General features: G+C 70.0%; 15 protein-coding genes. 4 read left to right on the top strand and 11 right to left on the bottom strand.

Annotated features, from left to right (window positions below; genetic code table 11):
• Positions 1–17: 17 nt before the first annotated feature.
• The 8 genes from pheS to C1A38_RS20120 form a co-directional block, all read right to left on the bottom strand.
• Complete coding sequence (gene pheS / locus C1A38_RS20085) at positions 18–1,088, bottom strand: phenylalanine--tRNA ligase subunit alpha (protein ID WP_102659302.1); 1,071 nt, start codon at positions 1,086–1,088, stop codon at positions 18–20.
• A gap of 234 nt (positions 1,089–1,322) precedes the next feature.
• On the bottom strand, positions 1,323–2,120 hold the full coding sequence (locus C1A38_RS20090) for a TrmH family RNA methyltransferase (RefSeq protein ID WP_199180264.1): 798 nt from the start codon (positions 2,118–2,120) through the stop codon (positions 1,323–1,325).
• A 69-nt stretch (positions 2,121–2,189) separates the two neighbouring features.
• Positions 2,190–2,582, bottom strand: coding sequence for a 50S ribosomal protein L20 (rplT, locus tag C1A38_RS20095; RefSeq protein ID WP_013732810.1), 393 nt, complete (start codon positions 2,580–2,582; stop codon positions 2,190–2,192).
• A gap of 32 nt (positions 2,583–2,614) precedes the next feature.
• On the bottom strand, positions 2,615–2,809 hold the full coding sequence (rpmI, locus tag C1A38_RS20100; protein WP_013732809.1) for a 50S ribosomal protein L35: 195 nt from the start codon (positions 2,807–2,809) through the stop codon (positions 2,615–2,617).
• A gap of 20 nt (positions 2,810–2,829) precedes the next feature.
• A complete protein-coding gene (gene infC / locus C1A38_RS20105) occupies positions 2,830–3,492 on the bottom strand; it encodes a translation initiation factor IF-3 (RefSeq protein ID WP_102659304.1) in 663 nt (220 codons plus the stop codon).
• Positions 3,493–3,877: 385 nt separating this feature from the next.
• Complete coding sequence (locus C1A38_RS20110) at positions 3,878–4,420, bottom strand: PH domain-containing protein (RefSeq protein WP_233196916.1); 543 nt, start codon at positions 4,418–4,420, stop codon at positions 3,878–3,880.
• Between the two features lie 71 nt (positions 4,421–4,491).
• Complete coding sequence (gene hisG / locus C1A38_RS20115) at positions 4,492–5,337, bottom strand: ATP phosphoribosyltransferase (protein WP_102659305.1); 846 nt, start codon at positions 5,335–5,337, stop codon at positions 4,492–4,494.
• Positions 5,338–5,381: 44 nt separating this feature from the next.
• Complete coding sequence (locus C1A38_RS20120; RefSeq protein WP_013732805.1) at positions 5,382–5,645, bottom strand: phosphoribosyl-ATP diphosphatase; 264 nt, start codon at positions 5,643–5,645, stop codon at positions 5,382–5,384.
• Between the two features lie 139 nt (positions 5,646–5,784).
• On the opposite strand from C1A38_RS20120, the gene C1A38_RS20125 reads away from it, so the two are divergent.
• The 4 genes from C1A38_RS20125 (at position 5,785) to C1A38_RS20140 (ending at position 9,463) form a co-directional block, all read left to right on the top strand.
• The gene (locus C1A38_RS20125) at positions 5,785–6,651 is read left to right on the top strand and encodes an ABC transporter substrate-binding protein (protein WP_102659306.1); all 867 of its coding nucleotides are present in this window, start codon (positions 5,785–5,787) and stop codon (positions 6,649–6,651) included.
• Positions 6,648–7,493, top strand: a complete 846-nt coding sequence (locus C1A38_RS20130; RefSeq protein WP_043720348.1) for an amino acid ABC transporter permease — start codon at positions 6,648–6,650, stop codon at positions 7,491–7,493. Before C1A38_RS20125 ends, C1A38_RS20130 begins: the two co-directional genes overlap by 4 nt.
• 2 nt (positions 7,494–7,495) lie before the next feature.
• A complete protein-coding gene (locus C1A38_RS20135; RefSeq protein WP_102659307.1) occupies positions 7,496–8,239 on the top strand; it encodes an amino acid ABC transporter ATP-binding protein in 744 nt (247 codons plus the stop codon).
• Positions 8,240–8,335: 96 nt separating this feature from the next.
• The gene (locus C1A38_RS20140) at positions 8,336–9,463 is read left to right on the top strand and encodes a transposase (RefSeq protein WP_233196917.1); all 1,128 of its coding nucleotides are present in this window, start codon (positions 8,336–8,338) and stop codon (positions 9,461–9,463) included.
• An 81-nt stretch (positions 9,464–9,544) separates the two neighbouring features.
• On the opposite strand, the gene C1A38_RS30915 is transcribed toward C1A38_RS20140, so the two are convergent.
• From C1A38_RS30915 to C1A38_RS20150, 3 genes are all read right to left on the bottom strand, one after another.
• On the bottom strand, positions 9,545–9,967 hold the full coding sequence (locus tag C1A38_RS30915) for a HEAT repeat domain-containing protein (protein ID WP_146017585.1): 423 nt from the start codon (positions 9,965–9,967) through the stop codon (positions 9,545–9,547).
• A gap of 17 nt (positions 9,968–9,984) precedes the next feature.
• Positions 9,985–10,263, bottom strand: a complete 279-nt coding sequence (locus C1A38_RS32480; protein WP_102659308.1) for a polymorphic toxin type 50 domain-containing protein — start codon at positions 10,261–10,263, stop codon at positions 9,985–9,987.
• Positions 10,264–10,309: 46 nt separating this feature from the next.
• On the bottom strand, positions 10,310–11,406 hold a 1,097-nt coding region (locus C1A38_RS20150; protein WP_102659314.1), incomplete at its 5' end, for an ISL3 family transposase.

The raw sequence follows: 11,406 nt of genomic DNA on the forward strand, positions 1-11,406 counted from the left end.
TAACTCGCGCGCCCGCACTACGCCCCGTGGCCGAACGCCCGGGTGAACCGGACGTCGCCCTCGACCATGTCCCGCATGTCGCCCACCCCGTGTCGGAACATCACGGTGCGGTCGATGCCCATGCCGAAGGCGAACCCGGAGTAGACCTCCGGGTCGATGCCGCAGGCGCGCAGCACCCGCGGGTTGACCATGCCGCAGCCACCCCACTCGACCCACTGTGGGCCCTTGCGGTGCTCCGGGAACCACACGTCGAACTCCGCCGACGGCTCGGTGAACGGGAAGTAGTGCGGCCGGAACCGGGTCTTCGCGCCCTCGCCGAACATGGCCCGGGCGAAGTGGTCGAGCGTGCCGCGCAGGTGGGCCATGGTGATGCCCTTGTCCACCACCAGGCCCTCGACCTGGTGGAAGACCGGCGAGTGGGTGGCGTCCAACTCGTCGGTGCGGTAGACCCGGCCGGGCACCACCACGTAGATCGGCGGCTTGCGGGTCAGCATCGTGCGCGCCTGCACCGGCGAGGTGTGGGTACGCAGCACCAGCCCCGACTCCTCCGACGGTGCGATGTGGAAGGTGTCCATCAGGCCCCGGGCCGGGTGGTCGACGGGGATGTTGAGCGCGTCGAAGTTGGTCCACTCCAACTCGACCTCGGGGCCCTCGGCCACCTCGTAGCCCATCCCGATGAACAGGTCGCTGATCTGTTCCATCAGCACGCTGACCGGGTGCCGGGAACCACGCGGGCGTCGGTCGTAGGGCAGCGTCACGTCGACGCGCTCGGCGACCAGGACCCGCTGCGCCTGCTCGCGGTCGAGCACCTCGGACCGGGCGGCGTAGGCCTGCTCGATGCTGCGACGGGCCTCGTTGACCCGCTTGCCGGCGTCGGCCTTGGCGGCGGGCGGCAGCGCGCCGATCTCCCGACGGGCCAGCGAGACCGGAGCCCGGTCGCCGAGGTGCGCGGGGCGGAGCGCGGCCAGCGCGTCGGGGTCACCGGCGGCGGCGAAAGCCTTCTCGGCCTCGGTCACGGCCTCGGCCAGGGCAGCCGGGTCTAGCAGGGCGACCTGCTTCGGGTCGTACGGATCGTTGCGGTAGGTCATGGCGTACGGGCACTCCTCACGGCGGCGCCGGCCCTCTCAGGCGGCGAAGCGAGTCTACGGACGCGCGGCTGCGCCGCAGCCCGCCGGTGGGAGTGGTGCGGAGAGCAGGTCAGGCTCGCCGCCCGCCGACACCGGCGGGCTGGCTAAACGTACGCCGTGGTGCGTCCACCATCACCGGCCGCTCTCCTCGTGCTCTGCTCTGCACGTGATCCTGTTCCTGCGCGTGATCTCATGTCAGCGCTGGGCTCTCGCCGAAGCGTACAGGCAGACCGCCGCGGCCGCAGCCAGGTTGAGGCTCTCGGCCCGCCCGTGCAGCGGCACCCGGACCCGGGCGTCGGCGGCGGCGATCAGCTCGTCGGGCAGCCCGTGCGCCTCGGACCCGAACAGCCAGGCGGTGGGGGCGGCCAGCCGGCCGGCGTCGGCCAGGTCGTCGAGATCCGCTTCGCCGTAGCCGGTCGCGGCGAGCACCACCAGACCGGCGGCGCGGACGGCGGCGACCACCGCCGCCGGGTCGCGTTCGCGCACCACGTCGACGTGGAACAGGCTGCCCGCCGACGACCGGACGCACTTGCCGTTGTACGGGTCGACCGCCTCACCGGCGAAGACCACCGCCGCGGCGCCGGCCGCGTCGGCGGTCCGCAACACGGTGCCGGCGTTACCCGGGTCCCGGATGCCCGCCAGCACCGCGACCAGCCGCGGACCGCGCGACAGCGCGGCCGCCAACGGCACGTCGAGGTGCTGACAGACGGCGACCAGGCCCTGCGGGGCGACGGTCTCGGCGAGCGCCGCGAGCGCCTCGTCGGTCACCTCGGAGACGGGTACGTCGGCACCGGCGGCGGCCGCTGCCAGGTCGGCGTACCGGTCGAGCGCGGTGGGCGTACCGAACAGTTCGAGCACCGTCCGGGGACGGGCCAGGGCCTCGCGGACCGCCTGCGGTCCCTCGGCGAGGAACCGGCCGGTGGCCTCGCGGTCGCGGCGGCGTTGCAGCCGGCGGGCGGCGACCACCCTGGGCGTACGCGGCGTGAAGGGCATGGTGTCCTCACCACACACGCGCGAGGCGCCCCCCTTCATCGAGGGACGCCTCGCTGCGTTGTGCGGGGATCAGGCGGCCTGAGCCGCCGCGCCGCCGGTGCCCTCGGCCTGCACCGCGGCCCGGGCCAGCTCGACGATCGCCGCGAACGCGGCGGCGTCGTTGACGGCCATGTCGGCCAGGATCTTGCGGTCGACCTCGATACCGGCCAGGCGCAGGCCCTGGATCAGCCGGTTGTAGGTCATGCCGTTGGCGCGGGCACCCGCGTTGATCCGCTGGATCCACAACTGCCGGAAGTCACCCTTGCGGTCGCGACGGTCCCGGTAGGCGTACTGCATCGAGTGCAGCACCTGCTCCTTGGCCTTGCGGTACAGCCGGGAGCGCTGACCGCGGTAACCACTCGCGGTCTCCAGCAGGGTACGGCGCTTCTTCTGGGCGTTCACAGCCCGCTTGACGCGTGCCATCTCAACTCCTTCTTGGGCTCAGGTGGCGCGCGTCAGCGGCCGAGCAGCTTCTTGAGGCGCTTGACGTCGGACTTGGCGGCCTCGACCACGCCCGTCAGCCGCCGGGTACGGGTGGAGGGCTTCTTCTCCAGGTTGTGGCGCAGACCGGCCTGCTGCTTCATGATCTTGCCCTTGCCGGTTACGCGGACCCGCTTACCCGTCCCCGTGTGGCTCTTCATCTTCGGCATGTGGAACGTCTTCTCCCCTGTTACTGACCGCTGGTGTCAGCGGTCGCGCCGGTCTCACCGGCTGCTGCGCTCTCACCGGCCGCCACGGACTCGGTAGCCGCCGCGGGCTCGGTAGCCGCCACGGAATCCTCCGCGGTCCGCTCCCGAGGCCCACCACGCGACGCCGTGGCGGCGACCGCGGAGGCCTTGACGGCCCGGTGCGGAGCGAGAACCATGATCATGTTTCGGCCGTCCTGCTTAGGAGCGGACTCGACATATCCCAGTTCCGTGATCTCGGACTCGAGTCGGCGCAGGAGCCGGTAACCCAGCTCCGGTCGACTCTGCTCGCGACCGCGGAACATGATCGTCACCTTGACCTTGTCCCCGGCCTTGAGGAACCGCACCACGTGACCCTTCTTGGTCTCGTAGTCGTGCGGGTCGATCTTCGGCCGGAGCTTCATCTCCTTGATGACGGTCTGCTGCTGGTTACGCCGCGCTTCGCGCGCCTTCAGTGCGCTCTCGTACTTGAACTTGCCGAAGTCCATGAGCTTGCACACCGGCGGGCGCGCCATCGGCGCAACCTCGACCAGGTCCAGATCGACGTCCGCGGCCAGCTGAAGGGCGCGCTCCAGCGGGACGATGCCCACCTGCTCACCCTCGGGGCCGACCAGTCGGACCTCACGTGCCCGGATCTGCTCGTTCACGCGTGGTTCGACGCTGATGGGGCCTCCTCGAGTCGGTTCTTCATCGGTGGCCGACCCGTGCGGCTCCCGTCGGGAACCCGCGCGGAAAGCAGAAGGCCCCGGCGCATGCCAGGGCCCGCTCGACCGGTCGGCACGATCACAGGATCGCGCATCCGGAGCCGGGACGTGCCCGGAACCGGTGACCGGACCCGGCCGCCGCAGTTGGCGAACTCGGGTGGGAGCAGGCGCCCCACTTTCGTGGCCGTCCGCTCACACGGACAGCCTGGTCGACTTGACCACACTACACCCGTGGTCACCGGGGCCTCAAACCGACCCACCGTGTCGCCCGTGCTGTCGCACCGGCCGCTGGCGCCGACGCTGTCCGCCACCGGACGGCCGGCAGTGGTCAGGGGCCGGGGGTGCGCTCGGCGAGGGCGGTCAGGTGCGCCTGGTGCAGCCGGCGCAGGGCACGCACCCCGTCGACCGCGTGCTGCTTGTCGGCGGCCTGCAGCGCCACCACCGGCAGCAGATCGTCGTCGTACAGCTCCAGGGCGGCCCACGGCGCACCACGGTCGAACCGGATCCCCCGTACGACCTCCCAGGGCAGCTCGTACGAGCCGATGATGTTGCGGACCCGCACCCCCCGCGCGTCCGCCTCCACCCGGGGACGGGTGAACAGCAGGGCGCCGAGGGCGAAGAGCACGCCGAGCCCGATCATGGCGAACTGGTCGCCGCGCTGGAAGGTGCCGTAGCCGTTGCCGGTCGGCCCGGTCAGCGTGGTGGCGATCACCGCGAACAGCACCACCACCACGACCGCCGACACCCAGCAGACCACCCGAATGCGCCGGGGCCGCAGCCGCACCGGCTCGCCGGCGGTCGTCGGCCCACGGTCGGCCGTGTCGGCACCCGGCTGCGCTGCACCCCGCTGAGCTGCGTCCCGCTGACTCATGGCACCAGTCTGCCATCCGCCCCCGGCCCGGCGGACGGTGCCACACGCAGCGGCACCATCCGCCACAGCGGTCACAACCGGCAGGCGTGGATGTTGGTGACCAGGATCGCCCGGGCGCCGAGGTCGTAGAGCTCGTCCATGATCCGGTGCACGTCGTCGCGGAGCACCATGGCCTCCACCGCCACCCAGCCCTCACGGTGCAGCGGCGAGACGGTCGGTGACTCGATGCCCGGGGTCAGCGAGCTGGCCCGGTCCAGCAGGCCGGCCGGCACGTCGTAGGCGAGCATCACGTACCGGCGAGCCACCAGCACCCCGTGCACCCGGCGCAGCAACTGCTCCGCCTGCGGGTGCGCGGTCGCGCCGGCCCGGCGGACCAGCACCGCCGAGGAGCGCAGCAGCGGCTCGCCGAAGACCACCAGGCCGGCCTGGCGCAGCGTGGCGCCGGTCTCGACCACGTCGGCGACCACGTCGGCCACGCCCAGCCGAATGGCGTTCTCCACCGCGCCGTCGAGGCGGATCACCTCGGCCTTGACGCCCAGCTCGGCGAGGTGACGCTCAACCAACCCCGGGTACGCGGTGGCGATCCGGTGCCCACCCAGCTCCTGGACGTCGTGGACGTCGTCGGGACGGGCGGCGAACCGGAAGGTGGCCCGGCCGAAGTTCAGGTCGACGACCTCCTCGGCCGGCGCGCCGGAGTCGATCAGCAGGTCCCGGCCAGTGATCCCGACGTCCAGGTCACCGGAGCCGACGTAGGTGGCGATGTCCTTCGGTCGCAGGTAGAAGAATTCGATGTCGTTGGCCTCGTCCCGGCAGACCAGGTCCTTCGGGTCGGTGCGCTGGCGGTAGCCCGCCTCGCGCAGCATCTCGGCGGCCGAGGAGGCCAGGGCGCCCTTGTTGGGTACGGCGACACGCAGCATGACGGAGTGCTCCTTCGATCGGGTCAAGAGTCGACGGCGGGCACTCAGAGATGTCGGTAGACGTCCTTGAGCTCCAGTCCGCTGGCGAGCATCAACACCTGCACCTGGTAGAGCAGCTGAGAGATCTCCTCGGCGGTGCGTTCGGGCCCCTCGTGCTCGGCGGCCATCCACGACTCGGCGGCCTCTTCGACCACCTTCTTGCCGATGAAGTGCACCCCCTTCTCCAGCGCGGCGACCGTGCCCGAGCCGGGGGTGCCGGCGGCGGCCTTGGCCTGCAGCTCGGCGAACAACTCCTCGAACGTCTTCACGGAACCGGATTCTCCCAGTTGCCCCGGGTCGTGGCGTGCACCGGGTCCGATGGTGACCGGTGAGCGGGACTTGTATTTCCTACCACCATGGTGGGACAGCTCTACGGCAGCTGCCGATGGTGGTCGTACGCTGTCGGCCATGGTCAGCACCCCACGCATCCGTACGCTAGCCACGGCCGGCGCGGTCCTTTTCGCCGTCACCGCCTGCGCGCCCCAGAACGAGCCCGCTCCCCCGCCCTCGACCTCCGACGCCGCCTCGTGCGCGAAGGAGAACCTGCCCACCCATACCCCCGGCAAGCTCACCATCGCCACCGACCAACCGGCCTACCAGCCGTGGTTCGTCGACGACAAGCCCGAGAACGGCCAGGGCTACGAGTCCGCGGTGGCCTACGCGGTGGCGGAGAAGCTCGGCTACACCCGCGACGAGGTCGTCTGGACCCGGGTCAAGTTCGACTCGGCGATCGCCCCCGGACCGAAGTCCTTCGACTTCGACATCAACCAGTTCTCGATCACCGACGAGCGCAAGAAGGCTGTCGACTTCACCGCGCCCTACTACCTGGTGCGGCAGACCGTCATCGCTCTGAAGTCGTCCAAGATCGCCGGCAAGACCAGCCTGGCGGACCTGCGCGACGCCAAGCTCGGCGCCCAGGTCGGCACGACCAGCTACCAGGCGATCACCGACGTGGTGAAGCCGACGACGAAGCCGCAGGTCTACAACAGCAACGACGACGCCAAGAAGGCCCTGCAGAACGGCCAGCTCGACGGCCTGGTCGTCGACCTGCCCACCGCCTTCTACATCACCGCCGCGGAGATCGACGACGCGGTGATCGTCGGCCAGTTGCCGCAGGTGGGCACGCCGGAGGCGTTCGGGCTGCTGCTGGACAAGAACTCGCCGCTCACCGGTTGCGTCAGCAACGCGGTCGGGCAACTCACCGCCGACGGCGTGTTGAAGCAGTTGGAGCAGCAGTGGCTGGCCCAGGTCGCGGGAGCCCCTGAACTCACGTGAGCGCAACCTCGTACGTCCCCTCCCCCGCCCAGCGGGCCCGAGAGGAGTACCGCCGCCGGCAGACCGTACTCAGCGTGCTGATCGCCGCCGCCTCCACGGCGGCGGTCGGCACGCTGCTGGCGTTCGCGGTGACCGGGGCGCCCGGCTGGGACCGCGTACGCGCCTCGTTCTTCGACCCGCAGATCGCCCGGGACGCGCTGCCGGCGGTGCTGACCGGGCTCTGGCTCAACCTGCGGCTGCTGGTCTGCTGCGCCATCGGCGCGCTGCTGCTCGGGCTGGTGATCGCGATCCTGCGTACCCTGCGCGGGCCGGTCTTCTTCCCGATCCGGGCGCTGGCCACCAGCTACACGTACGCCTTCCGGGGCCTGCCCCTGATCATCGTGCTCTACCTGCTCACCCTCGGCGTGCCGGGCCTGCGGTTGCAGGGCATGCCGCCGGTGCTGGTGCTGGGCGGGCTCGCGCTGGTGCTCACCTACAGCGGATACCTGGCCGAGGTGTTCCGCGCCGGCATCGAGTCGGTGCATCCCAGCCAGCTCGCGGCGGCCCGGTCGCTGGGCCTGACCTACCGGCAGACCATGCGGCACGTGGTGCTGCCGCAGGCCGTCCGGCGGGTGGCCCCGCCGCTGCTCAACGACGTGGTGGCGTTGCAGAAGGACGTCGGCCTGGTCTCCCTGGCCGGCCCGATCGACGCGGTCCGGGCCGCGCAGATCGCCACCGCGCAGAGCTTCAACTACACGCCGTACATCGTGGCCGGGGTGCTCTTCGTGCTGCTGGCCATTCCGCTGATCGCCGTCACCGACCGGGTCACCCTGCGGGCGGCCCGACGCCAGTCCGGAGGCTGAGCATGGACGTCCTGCGGTGCCGCGGGCTACGCAAGGTCTTCGGCGACCAGGTGGTCCTCGACGGGCTCGACCTGACCGTGGCCGAACACCAGGTGGTGGCCCTGATCGGGTCCTCCGGGTCCGGCAAGTCGACCCTGCTGCGCTGTGTCAACCTGCTGGAGGACCTGCACGACGGGACGATCGAACTGGACGGCGAGGACATCACCGCCCCCGGCGTCGACCCCGACAAGGTACGCCGCCGCATCGGCATGGTGTTCCAGTCGTACAACCTCTTCCCGCACCTGAGCGTGCTGGACAACATCACCCTCGCGCCCCGCCGGGTGCACCGCCGGGCGCGGGCCGAGGCGGAGGCCCGAGCCCGGGAGCTGCTGGAACGGGTGGGGTTGGGGGCCAAGGCCGACGCCTACCCGGACCGGCTCTCCGGCGGCCAGCAGCAGCGGGTGGCGATCGTACGGGCGCTTGCCAACTCGCCCCGGCTGCTGCTGCTCGACGAGGTCACCTCGGCGCTGGACCCGGAACTGGTCGGTGAGGTGCTGACGATGATCCGCGACCTCAAGACCGAGGGCATGACGATGATCCTGGCCACCCACGAAATGGGCTTCGCCCGCGACGTGGCCGACCAGGTCTGCTTCCTCGACGCCGGCCGGGTCATCGAATCCGGCCCGCCCAGCCAGGTCCTCGCCGATCCCGTCCACCCGCGTACCCGCCAGTTCCTGGCCCGCATCATCGAGGCCCGCCGCCTCTGAGCCTCGATCCACCGATGAGTCCGGCAGTTGTAGGCCGCCGCCCGCGACACCCTGATCGGCCTCGCCGCGCGGACACCGCTGCTGGCCGGCGCGGACGTGCTGACCTTCGTGGACATCGACTCGATGCTGCGGCGGGTCTACGGCAAGCAGGTACAGGGCATCGGGTTCGGTCATGCCAAGGTCGGCGGCTACGACGTGCGGCTGCGCGGCTACAACCCGCTGATCGCGACGTTGTCCACGCCTCTGTGCGCGCCGGTCGTCGCGGCGACCCGGCTGCGCAGCGGCAACGCCGGCTCCAGCCGGGGCGCGGCGAGCATGATTGCCGAAACGATCACCACCGCCCGCGCGTGCGGCGCGACCGGCGAGATCGTGCTCCGGCCGACTCCGCCTTCTACGCCAAGACGGTCATCAGCACCTGCCGGCGACACAAGGTGCGGTTCTCGGTCACCGCCCGCATCGACGCCAAGGTCCGCACCGCCTGCGGCAGCATCCCGCAACGATCAGTGGATCGACATCAAATACCCGCAGGCGATCTGGGACGAGCAGGAACAGCGGTGGGTCTCCGACGCGCAGATCGCCGAGACCACCTACACCGCGTTCGCCGGCACCCGACATGCCGTCACCGCCCGGCTGATCATACGTCGCATCCGCCGCGACGACCCCACACAGCACCCGGACCAGGAAGAACTCGTTGCGGCCTACCGGTATCACGCGGTCTTCACCGACAGCCCGTTCACTCTCGTGCAAGCCGAAGCTCAGCACCGCCAGCACGCCGTGATCGAACAGGTCAACGCGGATCTGATCGCCGGTCCTCTGGCGCACCTGCCCTCGGGGCGGTTCAGCGCCAACGACGCGTGGCTGACCTGCGCCGGCATTGCCCACAACCTCACCCGCGCCGCCGGGCACCTCGCCGCCGGCACCTGGACGACCGCCCGAACCACCACGATCCGGACCCGGATCATCAACGTCGCCGCCCGCCTCGCGCACTGCGCCCGCACCATCAACCTGCACCTACCTCAGCACTGGCCCTGGCAGGCCGCCTCGACAACCTGTTCACCACCGTCCACCCGGCACCCGGCTGACCACGGCACACCGACCGCAACCAGGCCGGCCCCGCCAAAAGGCCAAACCCCGTCCCACCCCGAACGACCACCCCCGGAGCAAGCCGATCACGTGATCGGCGATTTCACCGTGCGGCGACGACGCGCTTACGACTACAGATGAGCTACACACTCACCTCCAGGTCCGCTGGGCGCACGAATCACCCAGGCGCTGCAGGAGCGCCTCGGCTCTCCTGCTCGACGGTCACTCGACACCAATCTCGGAGAGCGCAATAGCCGCTCGACGCCGGACGTATTCGTCTGGGTCGAGTTTGAGTTGCATCAGGGGCTCTACCGCGACGGTGCCAAGTGCCGCCGGAAGGATTGCCGCAACCTGCCAGCGAGCTTGAGCATCGGGGTACCGAAGAGCCTGAGGTAATAGGCGACGTAGGGCAGCTGGATTATCGCGCAGAATCTCAGCGACGCGCTCATCTTCGTTGTCACGCGCAAGCACGAATAGGAGATCGGAAATAACCTCCCGCTCTAGTACGCTCGCTTGGTTGACTGCCTGCTCCGCAGCATCAAGTAGAGCCTCCCAGTGGGGGTAGTTCGCCTCCCACTCCGCACCGTGACCCAAGTTCAGGTAATCTGGAGCACCGCTTTCCTGCCATTCTTTGAAGCGCGCCACTTCGACTGCTAGAGGGTTCATGGCCTGCCCGTCGGGTGAGCGGGAACGATGTGGACATCATCCTTCCCGTAGTGAATTGTACCCCGAGTAGTACTGAGTCGAGTTCCGTCAATCCCCACCCAGGTTCCGATATGCTGGCGGAAGTCCACCACCTCCTTGTTTCCGTGACGTACACCGGTTCCGGCGAACTGGTTGATCAGGCCTTGCGGGTCGGAGTGGGTGAACTCACTTCTTCCTCTTGTAGGATCGAAATTGTTATGGCCAGGGACATGCTTGCCCTGTTTGCCTGGGTGGATCTTCGGGAGTTTCCCGCCCGCGGCTCCGAATACCGGCTCTTCGAAGTTAAGCGGGGTTGAGGTGTCCGCGGTGGCGTCGGGTGGTGGCGGTGCGGGTGCGTAGGCGTTGGTTGTCGGGGTTGCGGAAGCCGTAGGCGTCGCGGGCGACGGTTTTGATGACGCGGTTGGTGCCTTCGGAGCCGGCGTTCGTGATTCCGGTGGTCAGGAACGCGAGGATTTGTGGCCACCAGGTCTCGATGGTGGTGGCGAGCCGGTGGAGTTCGGGCAGGTCGAAGGCGGCGCAGCGGGTGTAGAAGCGGTGCAGGAGCTGGTGGATGTGTTCCCGGTTCGGGTGGGTGCGGGCGACCGCGAGCAGGTCGAGTAGGTCTTCTTTCGCGTTCCAGGCGGCCAGGATCGGAGCACCGATTGCCGCGGGGAGGGCGTCGAGGGTGTCGACGAGGCGGTCGACGTGTTTGCTGGGCATGCGGGCGGCCGAGCGGGTCAGCCGGTTGCGCATCCGCCATTCCGGGTCGCTGCCCCGGCCGCGGCGACCGCGCTGGGTGAGCGTGACCCGGCGGCGGATCTCGGTGACGGCTCGGTTGGCCAGTTGCACGACGTGGAAGTGATCAACGACCAGCAGCGCGTGCGGCAGGGCCTGCCGGATCGCGGCCTTGAACACGGTGCACATGTCGATCGCGACTGCCTGGATCTGGTCGCGCCAGGTCTGCGGGCGAGCGGCCAGCCAGCCGGTGACCGCGGCGGTGGTGCGGCCTTCGACCTGGGCGAGCAGCCCCTGTCCGCCGGATAGATCGCAGAAGCCGACGTGCCACCGGTCCGCGGTCGTGGTCCACGAGCCGTCCTGCTCATCCCAGCTCCAGTGCGGTTTGCCCCGGCGGACCTCGTCGATGCCGAGTACGGCGACCGGCTCGGGCTCGGCCGGCAACACCCTGCTGGCGTGGGCGGTGAACGCGTCGGCGACGACTGGCCACGAGATGCCGTGGTCCCGGGCGGCCTGCACGATCGTGCGCCCGGCATCAGCAACCGCAGCCCCGGCCGCCTGCCGCAACCGGGTGGTCAAGCGGGAGCGGGCCGGAATCTGGGCGACCTGCTCGGTGAACGACCGCCGCGGACAACTGACCGTCGGGCAGTACCAACGTCGTTTAC

Source organism: Verrucosispora sp. ts21, assembly GCF_002879555.1.
Taxonomy (GTDB): domain Bacteria; phylum Actinomycetota; class Actinomycetes; order Mycobacteriales; family Micromonosporaceae; genus Micromonospora; species Micromonospora gifhornensis.